The sequence below is a fragment of the Streptomyces filamentosus genome, from assembly GCF_014654895.1.
Classification (GTDB): domain Bacteria; phylum Actinomycetota; class Actinomycetes; order Streptomycetales; family Streptomycetaceae; genus Streptomyces; species Streptomyces filamentosus.
In genome coordinates this window covers 1-24,194 of record NZ_BNBE01000003.1, presented here as the reverse complement: position 1 = coordinate 24,194, position 24,194 = coordinate 1, and the positions used below count along the sequence as shown (strand labels likewise).

Annotated in this window: 30 protein-coding genes; 29 read left to right on the top strand and 1 reads right to left on the bottom strand. The window is 69.6% G+C overall.

The window, feature by feature from the left end; translation table 11 throughout:
* Position 1: 1 nt before the first annotated feature.
* The 9 genes from IE326_RS27375 to IE326_RS27335 all read left to right on the top strand — a co-directional run bounded on the left by IE326_RS27375 (position 2) and on the right by IE326_RS27335 (position 6,815).
* Positions 2-1,522, top strand: coding sequence for a hypothetical protein (locus IE326_RS27375; RefSeq protein WP_190043567.1), 1,521 nt, complete (start codon positions 2-4; stop codon positions 1,520-1,522).
* Between the two features lie 11 nt (positions 1,523-1,533).
* Positions 1,534-3,561: a hypothetical protein gene (locus IE326_RS27370; protein WP_190043566.1), complete on the top strand. Its 2,028-nt coding sequence runs from the start codon at positions 1,534-1,536 to the stop codon at positions 3,559-3,561.
* Between the two features lie 155 nt (positions 3,562-3,716).
* Complete coding sequence (locus IE326_RS27365; RefSeq protein ID WP_190043565.1) at positions 3,717-4,013, top strand: hypothetical protein; 297 nt, start codon at positions 3,717-3,719, stop codon at positions 4,011-4,013.
* On the top strand, positions 4,010-4,399 hold the full coding sequence (locus tag IE326_RS27360; protein ID WP_190043564.1) for a hypothetical protein: 390 nt from the start codon (positions 4,010-4,012) through the stop codon (positions 4,397-4,399). The genes IE326_RS27365 and IE326_RS27360 overlap by 4 nt, the downstream gene beginning before the upstream one ends.
* A gap of 85 nt (positions 4,400-4,484) precedes the next feature.
* Positions 4,485-4,685: a hypothetical protein gene (locus IE326_RS27355; RefSeq protein ID WP_190043563.1), complete on the top strand. Its 201-nt coding sequence runs from the start codon at positions 4,485-4,487 to the stop codon at positions 4,683-4,685.
* Between the two features lie 31 nt (positions 4,686-4,716).
* Positions 4,717-5,301 (top strand): DUF6197 family protein, encoded by a 585-nt coding sequence (locus tag IE326_RS27350; RefSeq protein WP_190043562.1) that lies wholly within the window; start codon positions 4,717-4,719, stop codon positions 5,299-5,301.
* Between the two features lie 232 nt (positions 5,302-5,533).
* The gene (locus IE326_RS27345) at positions 5,534-6,031 is read left to right on the top strand and encodes a GIY-YIG nuclease family protein (RefSeq protein ID WP_190043561.1); all 498 of its coding nucleotides are present in this window, start codon (positions 5,534-5,536) and stop codon (positions 6,029-6,031) included.
* A 65-nt stretch (positions 6,032-6,096) separates the two neighbouring features.
* On the top strand, positions 6,097-6,393 hold the full coding sequence (locus tag IE326_RS27340; RefSeq protein WP_229915712.1) for a DNA-binding protein: 297 nt from the start codon (positions 6,097-6,099) through the stop codon (positions 6,391-6,393).
* Positions 6,394-6,449: 56 nt separating this feature from the next.
* On the top strand, positions 6,450-6,815 hold the full coding sequence (locus tag IE326_RS27335) for a hypothetical protein (RefSeq protein ID WP_190043559.1): 366 nt from the start codon (positions 6,450-6,452) through the stop codon (positions 6,813-6,815).
* A 104-nt stretch (positions 6,816-6,919) separates the two neighbouring features.
* Here IE326_RS27335 and IE326_RS27330 read toward each other — a convergent pair whose 3' ends face one another.
* On the bottom strand, positions 6,920-7,447 hold the full coding sequence (locus tag IE326_RS27330) for a PH domain-containing protein (RefSeq protein WP_229915711.1): 528 nt from the start codon (positions 7,445-7,447) through the stop codon (positions 6,920-6,922).
* Between the two features lie 83 nt (positions 7,448-7,530).
* Between IE326_RS27330 and IE326_RS27325 the strand changes: the two genes are divergently transcribed.
* The 20 genes from IE326_RS27325 to IE326_RS27230 form a co-directional block, all read left to right on the top strand.
* Positions 7,531-8,073, top strand: coding sequence for a class I SAM-dependent methyltransferase (locus IE326_RS27325; protein WP_190043558.1), 543 nt, complete (start codon positions 7,531-7,533; stop codon positions 8,071-8,073).
* The gene (locus tag IE326_RS27320) at positions 8,070-8,363 is read left to right on the top strand and encodes an HNH endonuclease signature motif containing protein (protein ID WP_190043557.1); all 294 of its coding nucleotides are present in this window, start codon (positions 8,070-8,072) and stop codon (positions 8,361-8,363) included. Before IE326_RS27325 ends, IE326_RS27320 begins: the two co-directional genes overlap by 4 nt.
* On the top strand, positions 8,363-8,569 hold the full coding sequence (locus IE326_RS27315) for a hypothetical protein (protein ID WP_190043556.1): 207 nt from the start codon (positions 8,363-8,365) through the stop codon (positions 8,567-8,569). The genes IE326_RS27320 and IE326_RS27315 overlap by 1 nt, the downstream gene beginning before the upstream one ends.
* A gap of 233 nt (positions 8,570-8,802) precedes the next feature.
* A complete protein-coding gene (locus tag IE326_RS27310; RefSeq protein WP_190043555.1) occupies positions 8,803-8,967 on the top strand; it encodes a hypothetical protein in 165 nt (54 codons plus the stop codon).
* Between the two features lie 240 nt (positions 8,968-9,207).
* Positions 9,208-9,840: a bifunctional DNA primase/polymerase gene (locus IE326_RS27305; protein ID WP_190043554.1), complete on the top strand. Its 633-nt coding sequence runs from the start codon at positions 9,208-9,210 to the stop codon at positions 9,838-9,840.
* A gap of 95 nt (positions 9,841-9,935) precedes the next feature.
* On the top strand, positions 9,936-10,358 hold the full coding sequence (locus tag IE326_RS27300; RefSeq protein WP_229915710.1) for a phage terminase small subunit: 423 nt from the start codon (positions 9,936-9,938) through the stop codon (positions 10,356-10,358).
* On the top strand, positions 10,351-12,099 hold the full coding sequence (locus IE326_RS27295) for a terminase large subunit domain-containing protein (RefSeq protein WP_229915709.1): 1,749 nt from the start codon (positions 10,351-10,353) through the stop codon (positions 12,097-12,099). Before IE326_RS27300 ends, IE326_RS27295 begins: the two co-directional genes overlap by 8 nt.
* The gene (locus IE326_RS27290; RefSeq protein ID WP_190043551.1) at positions 12,096-13,523 is read left to right on the top strand and encodes a phage portal protein; all 1,428 of its coding nucleotides are present in this window, start codon (positions 12,096-12,098) and stop codon (positions 13,521-13,523) included. The genes IE326_RS27295 and IE326_RS27290 overlap by 4 nt, the downstream gene beginning before the upstream one ends.
* On the top strand, positions 13,504-14,304 hold the full coding sequence (locus IE326_RS27285) for a VG15 protein (RefSeq protein ID WP_190043550.1): 801 nt from the start codon (positions 13,504-13,506) through the stop codon (positions 14,302-14,304). The genes IE326_RS27290 and IE326_RS27285 overlap by 20 nt, the downstream gene beginning before the upstream one ends.
* Before the next feature lie 51 nt (positions 14,305-14,355).
* A complete protein-coding gene (locus IE326_RS27280; protein ID WP_190043549.1) occupies positions 14,356-14,940 on the top strand; it encodes a hypothetical protein in 585 nt (194 codons plus the stop codon).
* Between the two features lie 15 nt (positions 14,941-14,955).
* Positions 14,956-15,918 carry a phage major capsid protein gene (locus IE326_RS27275; protein WP_190043548.1) on the top strand — a complete coding sequence of 321 codons (963 nt, stop codon included), beginning with the start codon at positions 14,956-14,958 and terminating at the stop codon, positions 15,916-15,918.
* A gap of 74 nt (positions 15,919-15,992) precedes the next feature.
* Positions 15,993-16,952: a glycosyltransferase family 4 protein gene (locus IE326_RS27270; RefSeq protein WP_308440346.1), complete on the top strand. Its 960-nt coding sequence runs from the start codon at positions 15,993-15,995 to the stop codon at positions 16,950-16,952.
* A 9-nt stretch (positions 16,953-16,961) separates the two neighbouring features.
* A complete protein-coding gene (locus IE326_RS27265) occupies positions 16,962-17,375 on the top strand; it encodes a hypothetical protein (protein ID WP_190043546.1) in 414 nt (137 codons plus the stop codon).
* A gap of 125 nt (positions 17,376-17,500) precedes the next feature.
* Positions 17,501-17,737 carry a hypothetical protein gene (locus IE326_RS27260; RefSeq protein WP_229915708.1) on the top strand — a complete coding sequence of 79 codons (237 nt, stop codon included), beginning with the start codon at positions 17,501-17,503 and terminating at the stop codon, positions 17,735-17,737.
* An 18-nt stretch (positions 17,738-17,755) separates the two neighbouring features.
* Positions 17,756-18,085 (top strand): HK97 gp10 family phage protein, encoded by a 330-nt coding sequence (locus tag IE326_RS27255; protein ID WP_190043544.1) that lies wholly within the window; start codon positions 17,756-17,758, stop codon positions 18,083-18,085.
* Positions 18,085-18,483: a phage tail termination protein gene (locus IE326_RS27250; protein ID WP_190043543.1), complete on the top strand. Its 399-nt coding sequence runs from the start codon at positions 18,085-18,087 to the stop codon at positions 18,481-18,483. The genes IE326_RS27255 and IE326_RS27250 overlap by 1 nt, the downstream gene beginning before the upstream one ends.
* 69 nt (positions 18,484-18,552) lie before the next feature.
* On the top strand, positions 18,553-19,140 hold the full coding sequence (locus tag IE326_RS27245; RefSeq protein WP_190043542.1) for a phage tail tube protein: 588 nt from the start codon (positions 18,553-18,555) through the stop codon (positions 19,138-19,140).
* A 95-nt stretch (positions 19,141-19,235) separates the two neighbouring features.
* The gene (locus tag IE326_RS27240) at positions 19,236-19,565 is read left to right on the top strand and encodes a hypothetical protein (RefSeq protein ID WP_190043541.1); all 330 of its coding nucleotides are present in this window, start codon (positions 19,236-19,238) and stop codon (positions 19,563-19,565) included.
* A 56-nt stretch (positions 19,566-19,621) separates the two neighbouring features.
* On the top strand, positions 19,622-19,972 hold the full coding sequence (locus IE326_RS27235) for a hypothetical protein (protein ID WP_190043540.1): 351 nt from the start codon (positions 19,622-19,624) through the stop codon (positions 19,970-19,972).
* A gap of 21 nt (positions 19,973-19,993) precedes the next feature.
* On the top strand, positions 19,994-24,194 hold a 4,201-nt coding region (locus tag IE326_RS27230; RefSeq protein ID WP_190043539.1), incomplete at its 3' end, for a hypothetical protein.

Sequence of the window (24,194 nt, the reverse complement as noted above, 5' to 3'; positions counted from 1 at the left end):
CGTGAGCGGCACGTCGTTCACCGAGCAGTCCGCGAACGCGGACAAGATCCGGACCGAGACCGCGGTCAGGGTCGCCGACGCTGAAGCGAACCGGCGCCGGCGCGAGATCCTCGACGCCCCGAAGCTCGCCGCCGCCCAGGCCGAAGCCGACCGCATCGCCCGAGAGGCCGCAGCAGCGGCTGAGGAAGCCGAGCGGGCCCGTGCCGCCAAGGCCGAAGCCGACCGCGCCGCCCAGGAGGAGAAGGACACGGCCGCCCGCAAGGAGGCCGCCCGACTGCGGGAGTCCGACAAGCGCGACAAGCGGGCCGCGAAGGCCGTCAACGTCGGCGTGGTCGCCGCCCTGGTCGTCGCTCTGCCGCTGCAGCTGCGGGCGTTCTGGACGCCGGAGCGCTGGTGGGAAGTTGCCATCCCGATCTTCCTGGAGGGCCTGGCGTGGGTGTTCATCCGCCAGGCGGAGGCCGCGATCTCCGGTCGGCGGATGGTGTGGCACTACCTGCTGGGTGTCGGCCTGTGCGCCTCGTTCGCCGCCGGGGTCAACGTCTACGACGGGTTCGCCCACGCCGAGATCGGCGCCGCGTTCGGCATCGTCGGCGGGTTCGCGTCGATCGCCGGGCCCGCGCTGAAGGTCATCCACGAGTTCGGGGCCCGCGCTGCCGGCGCGAAGGCCACCCGCATCGAACGGAAGATTGCCGAAGCTGCGGCACGGCAGGCCGAGGCCGAGCTGGCCCGGCGTCGGGCCGAACTCGACGCCGAGGCGGTCGAGAAGACCCGGCAGGCCGACGAGAAGCGGACTGTCGAGGCCGAGCGCCGGGCCGCACACGAGGCGAAGGCCGCCGCGGACAAGGCCGCTGCCGACGAGGCGCTCGCCGCGCAGGACGAGCAGCGCCGCACCTTCTACCCGGAGGCGTGGACGCAGTACGAGCGGATCCTCGCCGCGCACCCGCTCGGCGCCATCAGCCGGGACCGGGCGTGGGACGAGGCCCGCCGCGCGGCCGACCACCCGGACGTGTACGCCCGCTACCAGATCCTCACCCTCAACGGGCCGGCGAACGTGAAGGCGGCCGACCTGTGGGCGGAGGCGTGGAAGTCCGTGAAGGGCCTCCCGCTGGGGCAGACGATCGAGACGCTTGCTGTCGAGCTCGCTGCCCGCGAGTACGTCGAGCAGGTTGTCGCCGAGCACCTCGACACCGCCGGACACCTTGCCGTCGAGGAGCTCATCGCCGACATCTTCGGACGCGGCGGTGAGGGCGGCGGAAGCCCTGCGAAGAACGCCCCCAAGAAGCCGTCCGGAGGCCCCGCCAAGGGCCCGGGAGCCCTTGGGAGGATTGGGAAGGAGGGTGATTCCGCGCCGCGCTACAAGGAGGCCACGGAGCCCCTCGCGGAAGCGGACCTCGACGCCGCCCGCAAGCTCCACGCCGCCGCCCCCGAGCAGTTCTCCACGCCCGCCGTTGCGAAGCTCCTTGGCCGCTCCAAGGTGTACGCCCAGCGCATCCGTGACGCCGTCCAGTCCGAGCAGAGCTGAGGACCACGACCATGACCACCGCCCCGCAGCAGTCCGTCGAGCGGCCCACGCTCACCCTTGTCACGGACAACGCCAGCGAGCCCCTCAAAGGCACGGTCGTCGAGCACCAGGGCGCCACCGTCGCCACCCGGCCCGACTGGATCCTGTCCATCGGTGACCGTGCGAAGGCCGCCCGCAAGCACGCCACCGAGAACTGGCTCTACCTCGGCTGGGCCGCCCGCGGCTACGGGCGCCTCGCCGGACAGTGGTACGCCGGCCTGGACGACGACTACCGGCAGATGATCCGCACCGCCCGCGCCGACGTGAAGGCCGCCCGCGGCGACAGCGACGCCGAGCAGGCCGCCAAGCGCCGCGTGGACCAGCTGCGGGCCGCCCGCAAGCAGCACCGGCTCATCTACAGCGCCAAGACCGGCGCCTGGACGGCCACCGCTGGAGCTGCCGGCACCGTCACTGTCGTCACCGGCGGCGTGTGGACCAGTCTCCTCCTCGGCATCGTCACCATCGCCTACGGTGCCTGGCGCGGCCAGCCCGCCGTCGTCGCCACCGAAGACGACCCCGGCCGCATCGAGATCCTCTCCGAGGAGGGTGAGCCGTTCCCGATCGCTGACGCCACCAACCGCACCGAGGCCGCCGAGTGCGTCCGCCGGGCCCTCGTCTCCGAAGGCATCGCGGTCGCCGAAGTCGAGGCCGGCCGCCGCTACGACTGGGGCTGGGAGATCAACGTCCGCCTCAAGAAGGGCACCCCCGCCGACCTCATTGCCAAGGCCGGTGACCTGGAGACGCCGCTCGACCTGCCCGTCGACGGCCTCCTGTGCCAGCCGCTGCGCACCAGCCGGGCCCGCGCCGTCCTCCGGCTTGTCGAGGGCGACCCGTTCGTGAAGATGCCGCCGCTGCCCGACCGGGCGCCCAACAGCGGGCGTCTGCGGGACCGGGCCCTGCTCGCCCTGCGGATGGACGGGCAGCCGACCGAGCTGTCGTTCCTTGGCCTGCACTTCATCGTCATCGCCAGCAGCGGCGGCGGTAAGTCGGTGACCATGCGGTCCATCGGCGACGTCCTCACCGCCTGCGAGGACACCGTCGTCATCGACCTCGACCCGGGCGGCAACGGCCTCGAACCCCTCGCCGATGCTGTCGGTGTGCGGGTCGTCGGCGCCGACCAGATGCACGTCATCGAAGCTGTGCTGGAGAAGCTCCTCAAGGTCGCGAAGGCCCGGGCCACGCTCCTCGGCCGGCTCGGCATGGACGACAACTGGGTGCCGTCGCGGCAGTACCCGGCGATCGTCGCCCTCATCGACGAGTACCCGCAGCTGTCCCCGAAGGCCAAGGCCCTCGTCGTCGCGATCCTCCGTGTCGGCCGTAAGGCCCGCGTGCAGGTCGGTCTCGCCGCCCAGGAAGCGACGAAGGACTCGATCGGCGCCGCGATCGCCGACAGCATCGCCCTGAAGATCCTCGGCCCGTCCCGGCACCAGGACATCGTGCAGGTCTTCGGTGCCGGGGCGGGGGCCAACGGCTACCGGCCCGACCGGCTCCACCCCGCGGAAGGCGAGGACCCGGCGGACGCCGGCAAGGCCTACATCATGGGCGGCGGCCAGCGCGACCCGCTCATCCACAAGTTCATCTCCATGACCCCCGCCGAGGGCAAGGAGCGTGCCGCCGCCCGTGCTGCCGCCGGCCGCCCCTGGATCGACGACATCAGCCTGAAGACCGCGGGCGTCACCTTCGACGATCTCGACACCGTCAAGCCGAGTGCCGCCCTGCCCGAGGCCGTCGAGCTCGCCCGCCTCGCGTTCACCGCCAACGGGGACCCCGAGCGCATGACCAGCGAGGAGATCTACGAGTACGTGTCCTCCGCGTCCGAGACGTGGGCGCCGCAGGACGACGAGGACCCGGCGAAGGCCATGGCCCGCTTCCAGGACGCCCTGCGCAAGCAGGCCGCAGAGCTCGACCCGAACGCCGACATGAAGACCAAGCAGTGGCGCGGCGGCCGCGGCTACTACCTCTCCACGATCGACGCCCTCGCCGCCGAAAGGCCCGCCTAGCCGGGTGTGACGCCGCAGGTCACGGCCGTGACGACCCCCGTGACGGGGGCGTGACAGCCCCCTGAAGGCCGTTACGCGTCACACCCCCGTCACACCCTCCCGCAACGCGCTGACCTGCAGCGTCACGGGCCGTACCAGCCCACATCACGCCCTATATGCGAAGAACATCACGATCTGGAAGGAGCCCTCCGACGGACGCCCTCCGGCCCACCTACCACCGCACCCGAGCCGACGCAGCCGCCCTCACCGCCGCCATCCAGCCCGGCGCCACCCTCTACATCCACCACGACGGCCGCACCCACGCCTGGACCGTCACCGACCAGACCGGCGTCCTCCGCAGCCCCATCCTCACCCCCGCCGACGGCCACCCCGGCCGCGTCACCCTCCACCAGCTCCTCGCCCGATACGGCGCCATCCACACCCAGAACCCCACCGAAAGGACCCCGACATGAAGACCGTCTACAAGGCCACCCGCGGCGACAAGAAGGAACTCCTCCGCGACATCACGCCCGGGACCCCGCTCTACGTCATCAACGAGCACCGCGGCGGAGGCCTCAGCTACAGCATCTGGGTCGTCACCGACGAGCGCATGCCCTTCACCAGGAACCCCATCGTCAAGTCCCCCACCCACAGCGGTTGGGACAGCCTCGAAAGCCTCCTCGCGCGAGAGCGCGAGATCTACACCCAGGAGCCCGCAGGCATCAGGCTGCGCGGCCCCGAGCGCGAGGACTACGCCGAAGCGAAGCGAGCGGAGGCCGGAGTCCTCGCCGCTGGGAAGCAAATGATCGACCACTACCGGGCCCAGCACGCCAAGAAGCTTGCCAAGGCCGACCGCTGAGCCAGGACTGCTCGCTGCCCGATCCGCCCGACACGCACGGGCGGTGAGGGGAGCCGGGACAGCCCCGAGCCCAGAAAGGCCCGCCATGCCCAAGCCCAGCCTCCGCGGCCGCCTCGTCGCCGCCGTCCACAACGCCGGAGCCCGCGTCGCCGGCGACAAGGGAACCAAGGCCGCCGGCACCATCACCGCCACCCTCCTCGGCGTCGAGATCGTCGAATGCGGCCCCACCTGCGGCGACCACTGCGCCGACTACGAGCACACCGACACCCTCCGCCGCCTCAAGTAACCCGCCCCCACCACTCGAAGGAGAACCCGAGATGGCCGCGTCCACCGCCGTCCGGCCCGCCGATCTGACGGTCGACGCGGCCACCCTCATCCGCGACATCGAGCAGTACCTCGCCACCCAAGCCCCCCGCACCGCACACCCGCTCGTCACCAAGACCACCGCCGAACTCATCGCCGAAGCCCTCCAGCAGCCGACCGTCGAGACCACCACCGCGGCACCCGAACTCACCGCCCCCGCACGCTGGTGGCGCATCATCCCCGACTGGGCCCTCGCCATCACCCCCGCCCGCCGCCTCCACGGCGCCGGACGCCCCATCACCGTCACCCAGCACCTCCAGCTCACCGCCCTCGTCATCGAGCAGTACGGACACCACCGCGGCGGACTCCGATCCCTCAGCGGACGACGCTGCATCCTCGGCGCCCAAGCCGTCCTCTACCGCCTCGGCTACGGCGACGAAGAGACCGCACAGGCCGCCGGCCAGCAGATGCAGAACGTACTCCGGCGCCGCGGCATCAACGAGCCCTACCACCGGTGGAACGACCGGCCCGAACGGTGCGCCGGCGACGCACTCCAGCTCATTCGCGAAGCCATCGCGCGCACGCAGGCCAGCCAGTGAACGACGACGCGCTCTGGGACGGGCGAGGAATCATCCACCAGCCCGACGGGCCCACCATGGATGGTGACGACGACTGGTAGGGCGCCCCCGGCCAGAGGGTACGAAACAGGCAGCAGAGAGCCGCGAACAGACAGAAGAGGCATCAGTGGTTCAGCCCCGCAAACCTCGCGTATCCGCAAGAGATCCGTTCTCGACCAAGCACTCCAACAACTCCGGACGCCGCATCCCCCACATGGACAAGGTGGACCCCAACGACCCTGATCGAACCGACATCCTGCTCATGGTCCACCGCTTCGAGCTCGCCGGCGTCGAGATAGATGAGCGAGCCGTAGAGATCGCCGCCAAGTACATGAGGTGGGAACGGGCCAGGAGAGCCGAGCAGTCCGCCGCGCAGACAGCCGAACTGGAGCGGCAGCGGGCGATGCCCGATACTCGCGAGTGCTGGGTGTACTTCATTCGCATCGGACAGCTGGTCAAGATCGGGATGACCACCAACCTCGCCCGCCGTTTCACCAGCCTGCGCCCCAACGAAGTCCTGGCGATACAGCCGGGCGGACTGGATGACGAGACCGCGCTGCACAGCCAGTTCGCCAGCATGAGAGCGGGAGGCGAGTACTTCCACCCCGGACCGGCACTGCAAGACCACATTCGAAAGCTGCGGGACGAACTCGGCTCTCCGAAGTGGACGAAGTCCATTGTTCCGGATGGACAGAACTGGTTCGACGCATAGTCGCAGAAAGTGACACTTGCTGGTAGGCCGGGTCCGAGCATACGATGTGCTTCGTTGGACTCATCGTGACTTCCGAAGGCCGCCCTCCCTGGGCGGCCTTTCGCGTTCCTCTGGGGGTGACGATGCCCGGGAAGCCGGCTCTCATCGATGACAAGATGGCCGCCTACTACACAGCCCGTCCGAGTTCCACGATTCGTCGATGGGCGGCAGAAGGACGCATCACGCGGTACAAGACCGAGGGCGGAGAAACTCGATACGACGTCTTCGAGTTCGTCCCCGCGCTGCGCGACCCGGATACGAGCAAGGTGGAACGGATCGGCGGCATCCCCTCCTTGATGGAGCACATTGCCGACGCCGCGTAGGTAACAGCACGGCTACACCGGCCCGAGACGGTCCTCAGCTCCGGCAGCCTGGCCCGATGCACATCAGACCCATCACGACCATGGCCAGCCTGCTCTTCGCCTTCACGCTCACCGCGTGCGGCGCCGCCGACAACCCGCCCGCCACGCTTTCGGACAAGCAGGGTGCCGAAGCCTCCACGGCCACGCCCACGGCTACAGTCGACGTCGAAGCCGCCGCCCAGGCATGCAGTGACGCCGTCTACGCCGTCGTCAAGGACACCGCCGCCACTGACGCTGCGAGCCTCACCAAGCCGCCCGAGTGCGCGACCATCAGCGACGCCGACTACCTGGAAACCGTCCTCGCCGTCATCCAGCAGCAGAACAAGGACGGCCAGGACGCCCTCCGCAAGGCCATCGAAGACGCCGCCACACCCACCCCCTAATCTCGAAGGGGCGTCCGTGGCTGGTAACCCCGCGACGGGCGCCCCTAACGATCGGGGGCCGCGTAGACCGCAGCGCAGCCACCCCGCCCCGCTCCGGCAGGCGGTCAGATGCTGCTCAGGATCGCCGTCCGCCGGTCCTGGTACTCCGCATCCGTGATCGCCCCGGTCGCCCGCAGCTGATCCAGCGTCGCCAGACGCGATGCCACATCCTGCGCCGGCGCAGCCGCAACCGGCGCGGCCGCAGGCGGAGCAGCGAGCAACGCCCGCAGCCGCGCCGACAGGGCCTCACCGTGCGGCTTCGGAACCGCCTTGATGTCCGCCCGGTTCCCCGACGCATACACCGACAGCGTCCCCATCAGCAGGCCGGCCGACCACTGCACCGACGAGATGTTGCCCAGCGGGAAATCCTCCAGCGCCTGCGACATGAACCCGTGCTTCAGGAACAGCAGCCGCCGGTCGGTGAGCGCGACCAGACCCATGCCGTTGCCGTACTGGCCAGCGGCAAGCATCTCGACCGTCTCGCCCTCCCACAGCACCGTCGGCAGATGCCGGATCTCCCGCTTCGCCCCGACCGCCGGCTTCACCCTCTGAGCGGCCGCCTCAATGTCCGGCCGATCACTGAACTTGCCCATTCCCACCCCTTCTTCGGTGCCCCGGATCGTATCCGTCCGCCCCATGCGCCCGAAGGCGAACGTGCAACCCGAAGGAGGCCCCCATGCCCACCAGCATCGCCGAAGGCAAGGACTGGTCCCTCGGCCACTTCGCCCGCCACCAGCCCAACACCGTGACGGACGTCGGCCCCGGCGAAGGCACCTACGCCAAGCTGTTCCGGCCCGCACACAACGGCATCTGGTGGACCGGCATCGAGATCCACAAGCCCTACGTGGCCAAGCACAAGCTGAAGTCCACGAAGACCCGGGCCATGTACGACGAGCTCCACGTCGAAGACGCCCGAGAGTCCGCCGAGCACCTCTTCCACCGGGACCTCGTCATCTTCGGCGACGTCCTGGAACACATGCCCCGCGAGGATGCCGTCGCCCTGCTGGCCAAGGCCGAGGCGGCCGGCTGCTGGCACATCCTCATCTCCCTGCCCATCGTCGAAGCCCCACAAGGCGAAGTCGACGGCAACCCGCACGAGGCCCACGTCCACCACTGGGACGCCGACGACATGGACAACGTCCTCGCCCAGCTTGGTGGCAGCGTCGAGTCCATGCGAGGCGAGACGCTCGGCGTGTGGTGGTGGAGTCGACGCCGATGAGCGGCGGCTGGCAGAACTCGAACCGGGCCCGCCGGCTCCCGCCGAACTGGCAGCGCATCCGGGCCCGCATCCTCACCCGCGACCCGATCTGCAAGATCTGTGGGGTCAGGCCCAGCCAGTTCTGCGACCACATCGTCGCCAAGGCCGACGACCACAGCGAGACCGGCCTGCAAGGCGTGTGCGGACCATGCCACGACCAGAAGAGCAGCGCCGAAGGGAACGCCGCCCAGCGAGCGAACCCCCGGCCCGGAAGAACCCGGCCCCCCGAACAGCACCCCGGGATGAAGTGATGCCCGCCTACCTCGTACAGCACCCCGCCGCGCAGGCGCAGGAGGACATCCTCATCGAGGACCCTCGCCTCCAGCTCACCTTCCAGGCCGGCTGGGCAGTCTTCACCGACCCGAACGGCGTATGCCTCGCCATCCCGGCAGGCCAAGGCGCACACATCCAGCGCATCGACCCCGACGAAGAACAGCCCGCGCCGACGAAGGAGTGATCGCCATGGCACGAGCCGGCAACGCGGCCACCCTCAGGAGGTACTGGGCGACAGGCCCAGGCGCAGCGAAGATCCGATGGGGCACGGCCGGAGACTTCACCAGGTGCAGCCGGCAGCTCCAGAAGTACCTCGGCCCCAGGGCCAAGGGGTACTGCGCGCGGCTCCACAAGGCGAGGACCGGGGCCTGGCCGGGGGCCGGCCGGAGGCGACGGTGAAGCGAGGAGGAAGAGACGATGACAGAGGCTGAGGCAGCACACGTCCACTGTCCCGACTGCGGCGTCGCCATCCCGATCGCCCTCCAGACCAAGGGGATGACCAGCCAGGCCGGCGTCCTCCAGCTGGTCCTGGAGCCGGACCTCACCGACGTCTGGGCCCACTCCTGGACCCACCAACCATGATCACGAACCGGCTGGTAATGATCACGCCGGCCGGACCGGGGTGGGGGGAGATCCCCCTCCCGGCGATCTTCCCGATCGGGGCCGTATAGCACCTGAGGCCGCCCCCGGGTTTCCAAGGCCGCTGACCTGCGGAGATGCGCGTCCCGCTTTGCGGGCCGCCTGTTGGCGAGGCATCACGGGAAGGTAACGGTGCAGGTCAAGCACTCGTAGCCGTTAACAGCAGGCGATACCCTGGGGCACATGGAGACGATGGAGCGGGCATGCGAGCACTGCGGTGGCCCGCTGCCGATGGTGCATCGCTCCGATCGCCGCTACTGCTCCAGCAGTCACCGCGTCCTCGCGGCCCGGGCCAGGAAGCGCGCCCGTGAAGCCGCCCTTGCCGGCGAGCAGGCCGCCCGGGTGCCTGTGGAACTGACGTCACGCCCCCGGTGGGTTCGGTATAGCTCGCGGAAGGTGCCGCTGAGGGTCGATGGCCGCTTCGCCTCGGTCAACGACCCTTCGTCCTGGTCGGACTTCACTGCCGCGGCGGCGGCCAAGCCGGGGGCAGGCGTCGGGTTCGTCCTCACAGCCTCGGACCGCATTGTCGTCCTCGACCTGGACCATGCGGTCGAGGACGGCCGGGTGGCACCGTGGGCGAAGGCGATTGTCGACAGGCTGCCGGCGACGTACATGGAGCGCGGCCGGTCCGGTACGGGCCTGCATCTGTGGTTCCGCGGGGAGGTCCCTGCGGGGCGCCGTATCCGCCGGGGCGGGCGGGCTGTCGAGTTCTACAGCGACCGCCGCTACATGATCGTGGGCGACCGGGTTCCCGGGACGCCTCTTGAGCTCGCCGAACTGCCGGATGCGGCGGAACGGTTGGTCTCGCTGGCTTGACGCCCTGGCGGCGCGCCCGGTGGGACTCTAGTTACCCGCCCGGCGCCCTGGTGGCGCCTTGGACCCTGGAGGTCGATATGGGCGCTCGTGGACCTGTGGGCAAGCGTTCCGAGGAGCGCATGGGCCACCGCTCGAAAACCGAGAAGGACGCGATCACGAAGGCACCTTCGGGGCCGCCGGCCGACCTGCCGGATCTCCCGGAGCCCAGTCCGCTGTGGCATCCCATCGCCACCGACTGGTACCTGTCTCTGCAGGCATCGGGGCAGGCGGCTTTCTACCAGCCGTCGGACTGGGCGGTTGCCCGCTACGCGGCTGAGCTGATGTCGCGTGGCTTGTCGTCCGACCGGCCGCCGAACGGGCAGTACGTGGCCGCTCTGAACAGCCTGATGGGCACTCTCCTGACAACGGAGGGCGATCGTAGGCGGGCTCGGATGGAGCTGGAGCGGAAGAAGCCCCCGGCTGCTACCTCGGCGAAGGTGACGGCGCTCGATGACTACCGTTCCGCCTTCGGTGGCTGAGCAGCCCGTCGAGGAGGTTCCGGACGAGATCACGCCCGTTGTCATCGGGCCGACGTGGACTCGCGGCGAGGACGGCATGTTCGTCCGGCCGGCTTTCACGTTGGGCTGGCACGTTCTCGTGTGGACGGGCGCGTACCTGCAGCACCGCGGGAGCGAGTGGCGGTATACGAATGAGCAAGTCCGCCTGATCCTGTGGTGGTTCGCACTGGATCCCGTGACGGGCGAGTTCGCGTACCGGGACGCGGTGCTGCAGCGCCTGAAGGGCTGGGGTAAGGACCCTTTCGGGGCGACGCTGTGCGCCGTGGAGTTCGTCGGTCCGTCTCGCTGGTCGGGGCGTATCGCGGGCCCGGGTGACGAAAGCGGCGTTCCGGAGGGGCAGCCGATCGGCGAGCCGCACCCTGAGCCTTGGGTGCAGGTGGCGGCGGTCTCGAAGGACCAAACTCGCAATACGATGATCATTTTCGGGTCGCTCTTCACTCCGAAGGCGCGAGCCGAGTACGGCATCGACATCGGTAAAGAGGTCGTCTACGCACACAAGGGGCTGGCCCGGATCGAGGCTGTCACCTCGTCTCCGCGAGCCCTTGAGGGCGGTCGCACAACGTTCACCCTGTTGAACGAGACGCACCACTGGATCGAGTCCAACCAGGGCCACGAGATGGCCGCGACGATCGAGCGAAACGCGACCAAGTCGGCGGACGGCTCGGCCAGGACCTTTGCGATCACCAACGCATTCGAGCCGGGCGAGGACTCGGTTGCCGAACAGACTCGTGACGCCTACGAGGCGGCCGAAGCCGGCCGCGCCGAGGACACAGGGATCCTCTACGACTCGCTGGAAGCTCCTCCCGAGGCGAAGCTCACCAAGCCGTGGCTGGCGAAGGTGCTGGAGGCGGTCCGGGGAGACTCGGACTGGCTGAACATCCCGCGCCTGATCAAGTCGATCCTGGACCCTCGTAACCCGCCGAGCCGGTCTCGACGGTTCTGGTACAACCAGATCGTCGCGGCCGAGGATGCCTGGATGGCCCGCTACGAGTGGGACGCCTGCAAGCGCGATGACCTGCAACTGGCGGATGGCGACGAGGTCGTCTTGTTCTTCGACGGTTCCAAGTCGGACGACGCTACCGGGCTTTGCGCTTGTCGGGTGTCTGACGGGTTCGTGACCGCGCTCGGCGTGTGGCAGAAGCCGCCCAACTGGCCGGCTCCGAACACGCCTGGGTTCGTTCCGTACCGGGTGCCGCGCGAGGACGTGCACGGTGTCGTCGAGAACACGTTCGCCCGGTTCAAGGTTTCGGCCTTCTTCGCGGACCCGGGATCGGGGCAGGACGACGACGGCGAGATGTACTGGGACACCTACATCGATCTTTGGGGCCAGAAGTGGGGCGCAAAGCTGGCTCTGCGGTCAGTCTCGTCAGGCGCGAAGGCCCATGCGGTGCGCTGGGACATGCGCGATTTGCGCAACCAGGAGACGTTCACAGAGGCGGTGAAGCGAACGCACGCCGACGTGCTGGAACGGACTCTGGCGCATGACGGGCACAAGGTGCTCCGCACTCACGTGATCAACGCTCGTCGCAGGACGAACCGGTGGGGCGTCACGATCGGCAAGGAGCACCGTGAGTCTGCTCGCAAGATCGACCTCGCTGTCTGCATGGTCGGGGCGCGGATGCTGCGCCGCATGATCCTCAACTCACCGAAGCGCGCCAAGAGGCGCTCGCCTGGCAAGGGAAGGGTGGTGGTGCTGCGATGACGATCCCCATCCTGCCTTTGGTGGGCTTGTCGGACGAAGAGCTCCAGATCCTGACGATGCTGCGCTCGGACCTGTTCAGCCAGCGGTTCAAACTGGAGCTGTTGGACGCGTACTTCAACGGCGAGCAGCTGATCCGGGATCTCGGAATCTCGATCCCGCCGCAGCTCAAGGGCCTGCATACGGTGATCGGCTGGCCGAGGACCGGTATCGAGTCGCTGGAGGAGCGTCTCGATCTGGAGGCGTTCCGCTGGGCGGATGGCTCGGACTCCTCGGACCTTGAGGAGATCGCCGAGGCCAACGACTTGTTCGACGAGTCGAGCTTGGCGCATCTTGATGCGCTGACCTACGGCCGCGAGTACGTGACGGTGGGCTCGTCGGACGACCCGGATCTCCCGCCGCTGATCACCTACGAGTCACCGCTCGACATGACGCTCGACTGGGATGCCCGGCTGCGGATCCCTCGTTTCGCGCTGCGGGAGTCGCTGGATCAGTTCGGGTACGGGTTGGCGCCTGAGGAGCGGCTGATCACCCTCTACATGCCGAACGAGACGATCTTTGCAGTCGAGGTGAATGGCGGATGGGAGGTCATCGACCGCGACCAGCACCGTCTGGGGGTGCCTCCGGTGCTGCGGATGGCGAACCGGCAGCGCACTGCGGACCGCGTCGGCAAGAGCGAGATCACCTCGGAGGTCATGTCCATCACGGACGCGGCTTGCCGGCGGCTGATGGGCATTGAGGTAGCTAGCGAGTTCTTCGGGGCGCCGGCCCGGTACATCCTGGGAGCGTCTGAGAGCGCGTTTCAGGACGCCGAGGGCAACACGAAGAGCGCCTGGGAGACGTACATCGGCCGTGTCTTGGCGCTGGAGCGGGATGAGGACGGCAACGTGCCGGAGGTTGGCCAGTTCTCCTCGCACGACCCGTCGGGCCAGACGAAGATCATCGATCTGTACGCGCGGATTATGGCATCGCAGCTTTCGGTTGCCCCGCATGTTCTGGGCTACAGCAGCGACAATCCGGCGTCCGCAGATGCGATCCGCTACGCCGACAACCGGCAGATCAAGAAGGCGGAGCGCAGGATCCGGCGCTTCTCGGTGACGCACCGGGACTCGATGCGGCTCGCGCTGTGGTTCCAGAACGGGGAACCGCCTCCGAAGGAGCGTCGCATTGAGTGCGTGTGGCGCAATCCGGCAACGCCGACGCTGGCGGCCCAGACGGATGCCACCGTCAAGCTGGTTCAGGGGGGCATCATCCCCGCTGACTCGGACGTGGCATTGGAGATGGCAGGTCTGACCGAAGACCAGCGGAGGCGAGTTCGAGCGGACCGGCGCCGTGCTCAAGGCGCGGCGTTGATGGACCGCCTGTTGCAGTCCGCGGGGGCTCCCGCGGACGAGCCGGAGGAACCCGATGGCGACGACGGTCTCTGATGCCGCTCCCGCCGCGGCCCGAGACCGCGCCCGCCAGGCACTGCTGACCCGCCTCATGGTCCGCGACCTGAACCGCCTCCAGAGGTTGATCGTCCCGAGCCGCCTGGAGGCGTCCCTCGGGCTGTGGAGGGCGGCGGTCGCTGCGCTAATCGACCGATACGGGGCGGCGGCGGCGACACTGGCCGCCGACTCCTACGAGCGGCAGCGGCTGATGGCGGATGTGGCGGGGTCTTTCGACGCCCGCCCGGCGCCCGACGCTCCCGACGAGCAGGTCGAGGAGAGCCTGAGGTGGGCCACGGCGAACTTGTGGCCGACCGAGGAGGAGCAGGAACCGTTCGACGTCCGCCTCGCGGCCGCTCAGGCCCGCGCGGAGGGCGTGGCGCAGAAGCTGGTCGCGGACCGGGCCCGGGCGACGATGCGGGAGTCGGCAGACCGCGACCGCGGCGCCGTCGCCTACGCGCGGGCCGCGGCTCTGGGCGCCTGCTCTTTCTGCAAGCTCATGGCCTCCCGAGGCGCCGTCTACAAGGACGCGGACCGCGCCGGCCGTGACGCGAACGAGCGCTTCTCCGGGGACGACTCGGTCGTGAAGTTCCACGACAACTGCCACTGCACGATCGTCCCCGTCTTCCGTGGGCAGCGTTTCGAGCTGTCCTCTCATGCTGCCGAGTGGAACCGCCTGTACCAGGAGTACGCGGCGGGCCACCCGGGCGACCAGCTTCGCCGGTTCCGGCGGGCGCTGGCCGAGCACGACAGCAATCCGCTGCCGGGCTCCACTCAGTAACTCGGCCGCCCTGGAGGTGGCCTTTCTCAGCCCCAGGAGGGCGAAACAGTCATGCCCGAAGAGACCGAGGTCGAGCAGGCCGAAGAGCCGCAGGAGCCGGACGTGTCCCCCGAAGGGGACAGCAAGACGGACCCCTGGGCGGACCCCGAGGCGGCCCGCAGGGAGATCGAGAAGCTCCGGCGGGAGAACGCCGGCCACCGCACGAAGGTGCGGGAGCTGGAGCCCCTGGCCGCCAAGGCGAAGGAGCTGGAGGACGCGCAGAAGTCGGAGGCGGAGCGGCTCACCGAGCAGCTCACCGCCGAGCGTGAGCGTGCCGCCAGCGCTACTCGTGTCGCGGTCACGGCCAAGGTCGAGGCGCTCGCCGCCACCACCTTCGCGGACCCGACGGACGCGGCCGGAGCCCTGGACCCGTCGGCTTACGTCGACGAGTCCGGCTCGATCGACGAGGCCCGCATCCAGACCGATCTGGCAGACCTGCTGCAGCGCAAGCCGCACTGGGCGAAGCCGGCCGAGGGCCCCCGCCGGCCGGCACCGGACCGCACGCAGGGTTCGTCGGGCAACGGCAACCGCACCCCCAACGATCCGGCGACCGTGTTCGCCGAGTTCATGAGCCAGGGCCTGAAGCAGGGCCGCTGAGAAAGGTAGCCTCCGATGGCAGCCACCAATCCGATCAAGCTGTCCGCCGTCGACCCGGTCTTCCTGCCGGAGACGCTGGTCGGCCCCATCTTCGAGAAGTCCGTCGAGAGCAGCGCGGTCATGTCGCTGGCCCGGCGGGTGCCGCTGTCGATGACGGCGAACACCGCGGTCCCGGTGCCGCTGGACGTGCCGACAGCGGACTGGGTGTCCGAGGGCGGCCGTAAGCCGCTGAGCTCGGGCGGCACCGAGGTCAAGCAGATGAGCGGCAAGAAGGTCGCCGTCCTCATCCCCGTGTCGATGGAGGTCGCCCAGTCCAACGCGGCCGGCCTGTGGACGCAGCTGCAGCGCGACCTGCCGACCGCGTTCGCCCGCGCCTTCGACATGGCCACGATCCACGGCAAGAACATGAAGGGCGGCGGTGGCCCGTTCGCCGACTACCTGGCTGCCACCTCAAAGGCGGTCGCGCTCGGTACGACCGCGCAGAACCAGGGCGGGATCTGGGGCGACTTCGTCGCCGGCATGGAAGAGATCATCGACGACGACTGGGACTACACCGGCACCGTCGCCGACAACCGTCTCAAGCCGAAGCTGCTGGCCGCGACGTCCACCACGGGCGAGCCGCTGTTCGTGGCGACCCGCCAGCCGGGCGCCGGCACCGGTGCGGCTCTGCAGGGCGAGCTGATCGGCGAGCCGCTCGCCTACTCCCGCAGCGTCTCCGGCAAGCTTCGCCGGCAGTCCACCAGCACTGACTCCGGGCTGCGTGCGATCGGCGGTGACTGGTCCCAGGCTGCTTACGGCGTCGGTATGGACATCACGGTCAAGCTGTCCCGCGAGGCGACGTACATCGACGAGGACGGCGGCGTGCACTCGGCGTTCCAGGAGAACCTGGTCCTCCTGCTGGCCGAGGCCTACTACGGCTTCGTCCTGGGTGACGTCGAGGCGTTCGTGAAGTTCACCGGCACCCCGTCGGGTACCTGATGGGCAGGGCTGTCCCGGCTTCCGCGCCGGGCGGGACGGCCAGGCCGCTGTCGGTCGTGGCCCGCGTTCACCTCATGCCACCGCAGCACAATGCCGGGGCCGAGCACATGCTCGTCTCGATGCTGCGGCCGCTGGTGGAACGCGGCCATGACGTGCAGGTGTGGCTGTCCCGGTACGGGAAGGCGAGCGAGCCTTACGACTACCGTGGCATCCGTGTGGTGCCGCTGGAGGCCCGCCTGGACTTCCCTTCCGCGGTCCGCAAGGCCGATGTTCTGCTCTCGCACCTGGAGTGTGTGCCGTCTACGTCGGCTCTGGCCCGCGGCTTCGGCAGGCCGATGGTGACGATCTGCCACAACACGCACCGGCCGACGTTCCGCGACATGGCCGCAGGGGGCACCGCACTCGCGGTCTACAACAGCCGGTGGATGAAGGCGGAGGCCGAGCTGTTCTTCGCCGAGTACCCGAAGGCGGTCCGGCCGGCCGAGTCTCTGATTGTGCGGCCGCCGGTGTTCGCCGACGAGTACGCGACGAAGCCCGGCAAGGCCATCACGCTGATCAACTGCAATCCGGAGAAGGGCGGGCATGTCCTGGCGGCCCTCGCCCGCCGCATGCCGGACCAGCAGTTCCTGGCGGTCAAGGGCGCTTACGGCGAGCAGGTGCTGCCCGACCTGCCGAACGTGGAGATCGTCGAGCACGTCGACGGCCAGCAGATGCGCGAGCAGGTCTACGCACACACCCGCGTGCTGCTGATGCCCTCCTCGTATGAGTCCTGGGGCCGCGCCGGCGTCGAGGCGCTGGCGTCTGGCATTCCTGTGGTCGCTCACCCCACGCCGGGGCTGTGCGAGTCACTCGGCGAGGGCGGCCTCTTCGTCGACCGCAACGACCTTGACGGCTACGAGGTCGTGCTTCGCAAGCTTCTGGCGCCGGCCGAGTACCGGCTGGCCGTGAAGCGGGCCCGCGCCCGATCTGCCGAGCTGGACCCGGCGCCGGATCTGGCCGCTTGGTGTGAGGCCGTGGAGGCCCTGACCCGCTAGGAGGCGGCCATGGCGTTCACTCCTCCCACAGCCGAGGACCTGGCCCTCTATTTGGGCCTGGGGGAGATCGACGGTCCCCGGGCGGACCTCCTGATCACACAGGCGATCGCACTGGCCGAATCGGTCGTCAAACCCCTGCCGGACCAGGCCACCGCGGTGGTGCTGTCTGTGGCGGGACGCGCCTACGTCAACCCCCAGCAGGTCACCTACGAGACAATCGGCCCGCAGACCGTGCAGCGGCCCGCCGGCTCGGGCGGTCTGTATCTGACGAAGGCCGACAAGGCGGCTCTGAAGTCCCTGGCGGGCCGGGGCGGCGCGTTCACGGTCGATCCGACACCGGCGGACGCGGATCCGTCTCCGACGTGGCCGATCGACGACCTGTACACGGGCGAGCCCTACGAGCCCGGCTGGGGGTGGCCCTGATGCCCGGTCCGTACCCGTTCGGGGAGGACGTCGTCCGATTGCGTCGCGGCCCTTCTCCGGGCCGGGATCCACGGGGCCAGCCGATCCCGGGGCCACTCACCGAGACGACTGTCACCGGCTGCGTGGTGACCCCTCGCCAGTCGGCGCCGGATGTCGGAGGCGACGAGCAACAGGGCCGGGACACGGTGATCGTCGGCTGGACCGTGTACGCGCCGCCGGGCTCGGACTGGCGCACCACGGACCAGGTCCGGATCCGCGGCGAGCTGTGTGAGATCACCGGCGAGCCGGGCGACTGGGGCCACAGCGTCTTCACGGGCACTCCCGGCCCTGTCCAGTTCGCAGCAGACCGGGTGACCGGATGAACCGTCCAGGAGGTGCACATGGCCGCACGATTCCGGATGTCGAGGCGAGGGGTCGGGCAGCTGCTGCGTAGCCCTATGGTGCTCGCCGAGATGGTCCGCCGCGCCGAGGCCATCAAGACCGCCGCCGAGGGCATCGCTCCCGTCGGCGGCCCCGGCGACCCGCACCGGGGCCACTACAAGGCCTCCTTCTTCGTCCGCCCCGTGTCACGCGGCGGCCGGCGCCGGGACCGGGCGATCGCGGTGGTCGGCAACTCGTCTTCCTACGGCGCACACGTCGAGTACGGCACCGAGCGGGTGCCCGCCCACCACGTGCTGCTGCGCGCAGCCCAGGCGGCGGGAGGCGACTGATGGCGCCTGTCGGCAGCGTCGACATCGAGCTGGCCCTGATCCAGTGGCTGCAGGCCAAGGCGGGTTCCGGGGTTGTCGTGCGCGACGAGCTCGACAACAGCTTGCTCAATGAACTGCCCACCATTCAGGTGCAGCGTCTTCCGGCGGGCGCTGACGACGGCTTCCGACTGGACCGTGCGTTCGTCGATGTCGACGTCTACGCCGCATCTCGCGCCGAGGCGATCGCTCTGGCTGCCACGGTCCGCGGCTGGCTTCTGTCCGAGCTGCCGGGCGCCACCACCGGCGGCGCCGTGGTCGGCCGGGTGACGACGACGTCCCCTCCGGCGATCCGCCCCTACGAGAACACCGCCCTGCGCAGGGCCGGAGCCACCTACCAGATCTACAGCCACCCGGCGTGAGCCGGTGCGGGCCCGCGCCAGCCACAGTCACCCGCCCGAGCGCGGGCCACTTCCATGTCTGGAGACACCATGGTCAACATCACCCGCGCGGCCGACCTCACGATGGTCGGCGCCAACGGAGGCGCCTGGGTAGCCCCTGTCGGCACGGCCGCACCCGACTCCCCGCTCACTCACCCGCTGGCCCCCTGGGCGGCGCTCGGTGCGATCTCCGAGGACGGCCTCACCAACGGCTGGGACGAGGAGTCCCAGGCCTTCACGCCGTGGGGCCTCACCAGCCCGTTCCGCACTCAGATCACCCAGTCGGTCCGCACGTTCAGCCTCACCATGTGGGAGACGTCCCGCAAGTCCGTCATGAGCCTGCAGTACCGCATCGACGAGACCGAGTTCACCGCCGACGTGGAGGGCATCACCCGCTTCGCGGAGACCGCGTCCCCGACCCCGGACCGCCGCGCCTTCTGGTTCCTCGTCGTCGACGGCGAGAACTACCGGGGCTTCTACGTCCCCGACGGCGAGATCTCCGAGCGCGGTGACGTCGAGTACAAGCAGGACACGATGTCCGGCTTCGAGTGGACGATCACCACCTACCCGGACGCCTCCGGCAACACCGTCTACCACGCCGACAAGATCCCGGTCACGCCGGCGGATCCGCTGTCCTGAGCTGGATGAGCGGGCCGTACACACCGTTGGCGCGGGCCCGGCCCGCTCATCCTTACCCCCTCTTCGCCCGCGCCGCGACCTTGGAGGCCCGCGCCATGACCGACCAGACCGACACCACCCCCGCCGAGGCCCAGGAGATCGAGGCGTCCGGCCACTACCTGACCGCCACTCTGTGCGGCCAGGAACTGCAGGTGATGCCTGCCGGCGCCTGGCGCCAGTCCACGATGCGCATCCTGCGCAGCGGCGACATGGACGCCTTCCTGGAGGACGTCCTCAGCCCCGAGTCCTACGACGTCTACCTCGACCTCGACCCGACCAACGATGACCTGAACGCCTTCATGGAGGAGGTCGACTCCGCCGGCGGGGAGCCGCGGGGAAAGTCCAGTGGACCCAGCAGGTCGTCGAGGAGTACGCGGAAGCGGTAGAGGCTGACCTCTGGCGCTACTACCACCGCGATTTGCTCGACGTCCACCGCGGGTCAATGACGTGGCGGCAGCTGCGGGTTCTCATCCAGCACCTGCCGCCGGAGTCGGCGACGATGACGGCCCTGCGGAACTCTCTGACCGACGAGGAGTACGAGCAACAGGCCAAGGACGGCCGGCCCGAGGAGGGCCGCTGGTCGATGACGGACCAGCTCCTCGCCGGCATCACAGACGCTGTGCGGGAGCTCCAGCACATCCTCATCCTCGTCAACTCGGACAAGAAGGCCCGCAAGCCGCGGCGCCCGGAGCCGATCCGCCGGCCGGGGACGGCCCGGCAGAGGCGGCGCGAGCCGATGTCGGAAGCGGCCGCCGAGAAGTTGTTCACGCTGATCAACGGGGGCGCGGCCTGACGCGCGGAAGGGAGGCCTTCCGTGGCGATCCAGGTCGGTTCGGTCGAGGTCGATGTCGTCCCGAACACCCGGAACATCTACGCCCGGCTCCGGTCGGGGCTGACCGCTCCGGCTGAGCAGGTCGGCACCGAGATGGGGAACATCATCGGCCGCCGGGTGGCCAACTCGGTGGCGGGTGCGGTCCGCAGCGGGATCCAGCGCGGTGGCCAGCAGGCGTCGGCCGCCGCGTCCCGGCAGGGCTCGGATGCCGGCGGTACGTTCGGCCGGACATTCCGTACCCGCGTGGAGGCAGCGGTGCGCAGTCTCCCCGACATCGTCATCGGCGCGGACACGTCGGAAGCGGAGTCGGACATCCGGGCTCTGCGCTCGCAGCTGGAGCGGCTGTCGACGCAGCGCGTCGGCATCGACGTGGACGCGGCGACCGCGCGACGTCAGGTCGAGCTGGTCGAGCGGCAGCTCAGGGACCTCGGCCGGCGGCACCCGAATGTCGACGTCCGCATCAACACTGCGGCGGCGATTGCGGAGCTGGCCGCGCTGCGAACCGAGATCAACCGGCTCGATGGCCGGGACATCAACATCCGGGTCGATCCGTCCATCAACGGCTTCCGGCTCCTCACCGCGGCCGCTGTCGCGTTCGGCCCGGCGATTCTGCCGGTGCTGCCGATCGTGGCCGCAGGCCTCGGCTCCGTCGCTGCTGCGGGCACGGCCGCCGCCGTGGGCCTGGGCGCCCTCGGTCTGGCTGCCGTGCCGGCCATCAAGGACATCGCCGGCGCCCTGCAGGCCCAGAAGGCTGCGCAGGATGCCGCGAACGTGTCGACGAACGCGGGCGCCAACGCGGCCGCGCGGGCCCAGCAGAAGGCCCTGCAGCAGGAGGGCGCCGCGCAGGCTGTGACTGCGGCAACGGAGTCCCTGGCGAACGCGCGCCGGAACCTGGCCTCGTCCGAGCGGGACGCGGCCCGTCGCATCGTCGACGCCGAGACGGAGGTCACGCGGGCCCGCGAGCAGGCGGCCCTCGTGGCCGAGCAGGCGGCGGTGCGCGCAGAGGATGCGGCCCGCCGGGTCGCGGATGCCGAGAGGGCCCTGCGGGATGCCCAGCGGGATGTCCTGCGGGTGCAGGAGGATCTGACTCGGGCCCGGCAGGAGGCCGCAGACCAGCTGCGTGACCTCAACGAGCGGCTGTCGGATGCGGCTCTTGACGAGCGGGGCGCTGTCCTGCGGGTGCAGGAGGCCGAGGCCGAGCTGACCCGGGTGAGGAAGCTGGGCGCCAAGGCCACCGAGCTGGACCGCGACCGGGCCCAGCTCGGTTACGACCAGGCGGTGGAGGCGCTCGCCGACCAGCGGGACGAGCAGTCGCGGCTGAAGGCTGAGGTGGAGCAGGCGAACCGGGCCGGTGTCGACGGCTCAGACAGTGTCCGCGCGGCCCAGGAGCGGCTGCAGGAGGCACAGCAGAAGGTTGCCGACCGCACGGTGGACGTCACGGACGCCCAGACCGAGCAGGCGCGCGCCGCAGAGCAGAATGCCCGCGACATCGTCGAGGCCGAGGAGCGTGTCGCCGACGCGGTGGAGAAGGTCTCCGAGGCCCAGGTGCAGGGCGCGGAGTCCGTTGCTTCGGCCCAGCGGCAGGTGGCGGCTGCCCAGAGGCAGGTCGCATCTGCTCAGCGGCAGGTTGCGTCGTCGTACATCGAGACGGTTCCGGCCGTGTCCGCCGCGGCGACCGCTCAGCAGAAGTACCAGGACGCTCTCGCCAAGCTGACTCCGGCGGCCCGGGACACCATGCGGTCCTTCGAGGGGCTGCGCACGGCGTTCGGGGGCTGGTCGCGGTCGCTCCAGCCTGCGATCATGCCGATCTTCACGCGCGCGCTCGACGGGCTGAAGAACTCCCTGCCGGGCCTGACGCCGATCGTGCTGGCGGCCGCGGACGCAGTGTCGGGCCTGCAGGACAGGGTGTCGGCCGGGTTCAAGTCGCCCTGGTGGGAGTCGTTCAAGGAGGACTTCACCGACGCTGTCGGGCCTGCGATCGAGGGCATGGGCATCACCTTCGGTCGCGTCTTCAAGGGCATGGCGGGCGTGATCCAGGCCTTCCTGCCGCACATGGACTCCATCAGCCAGCGGATGCAGGACATCGGCGGGCGGTTCGCCGACTGGGGTACGAACCTGAAGGGCAGCCCCGCGTTCGAGCGGTTCCTCTCGTACTCGTCGACGATGCTGCCGGTCGTCTCCACCACCCTCGGGCAGGTCTTCAGTGCCCTGTTCGCCATCTCCCAGGCGCTCGCTCCGATCACTGGGCAGCTGCTGCGGGGCATCGGCGCCATCGCGACCACGGTCCAGTGGCTTGCCGACAACGCGCCGTGGGTGATCCAGGGCATATACGGCATCGTCGTCGCGATGGGCGCCTGGCGGCTGATGATGCTGGCCTGGCGGGGTGCGATGCTCCTCGCGGCGGCCGCGATGGCCGCCTTCAACCTGGTCTCCATGGCTGGCCCGTGGGGCTGGATCGCGCTGGCGATAGGCGCGGTCGTGACCGCGATTTTCTTCCTGTACACGAAGTGCGAGTGGTTCCGCGACGCGGTCCGCGTGGTCTGGAAGGGCATCAAGGACGCTGCAGCCGACGTCAAGGCATGGTTTGCCGGCCCCTTCGCCCGGTTTTGGACGGAGACGCTGCCCGGCGTGTTCCGGGCGGGCTGGCGGCTTGTTCAGGAGTGGGTGCTCTTCCCGATCCGGGACTTCTTCACGAAGACGATCCCGGGGTGGGTTCGCACTCTCCGCGAGAAGACGGTCGCCGGCTGGAACGACATGAAGGCCGGTCTCCGCGACGGCTGGGAGCAGATCAAGACGCAGATCCTGTTCCCGATCCGGGACTTCTTTACGAAGACGATCCCGGGGTGGGGCACCAGCCTCAAGGACAAGATGGTCGGCGCGTTCGAGGCGGCCCGGGAGGGCATCAAGGGAGCCTGGAACGGCCTCAAGAAGATCGCTCGTGCGCCGATCCAGTACGTCGTCGACATCGTCTACAACAAGGGCATCGTCGGCGTCTGGAACAAGGTGGCGACGGCCTTCGGCGCCGATGAACTGCAGGAGTTCAGGTTCGCGCGGGGCGGCGTGATGCCGGGCTACACGCCGGGCCGTGACGTGCACCGGTTCGTCTCCCCGACGGGCGGTGCCCTGGAACTGTCCGGCGGCGAGGCAATCATGCGGCCCGAGTTCACCCGCGCGGTGGGCGCCGGGTTCGTCAACAGCATGAACAGCATCGCCCGCTCGCGGGGCGCGAGCGGCATCAAGGCGGCACTGGCGCCTGCGTTCGGCGGCAACCCGGACATGCCGACGCAGCGCTATGCGGACGGCGGCATCTTCGACTGGATCGGCTCGGGTGTGAACCTGGTTGCCGGCGCCGGCACCGCGGTCTGGAACGGGGTGAAGAAGGGCGCCTCCTGGCTGAAGGACGGGCTGGAGGCCTCGGCTCGCGCCGGTGTGAACCATGTGGTCGACCCGCTGCTGCGGTCGTTCCCTGGCATGGACACCGCGCTCGGGCAGTCGATCCGCCGCATCCCGACCCGGATCATCGACGCCCTGTTCGGCTACTCGAAGGAGGCTGACAAGCGGGGCGGTGGCGGTCTCGGAGGCCCGAAAGTGCAGGCCGCGCTCCGGTGGGCCCGCACGCAGAACGGCCTGCCCTATCAGTGGGGCGGCAACGGAAACCCCAGCTGGGACTGCTCCGGTTTCATGTCGGCGATCGAGTCCGTGCTGCGGGGGCAGGATCCGCACCGCCGCTGGTCCACCATGGCCTTCAGTGGCGACACGGCCCCGCCCGGATGGGTCAGGGGCGCGGCCAGCCCGTTCCAGATCGGCATCACCAACGCCGGCGTCGGCCACACGGCCGGGACCCTCGGCGGGGTGAATGTGGAGTCGCGGGGCGGGGACGGCGTGATCGTCGGTTCCAGGGCCCGCGGAGCGAAGAGCTCGCTCTTCACCGATCTCTACGGCTTCGTGCCGGCCGCGTCCTACGACTCGGGTGGCTTCCTCCAGCCGGGCATGAACCTCGCCTACAACGGCACCGGCCGCCCCGAGCCGGTACTGACCCGGGCCCAGTTCGGGGCGCTGGCCAAGGGGTCGGCCGGCGGGGGCCTCGGGGACATGTCCCTGCAGGTGCTCATCGACGGTGAGCCGGTGCGGGCTATCGCCCGCGCGGAGATCCGCAGTGCCAACGGCGAACTCATTCAGGTTC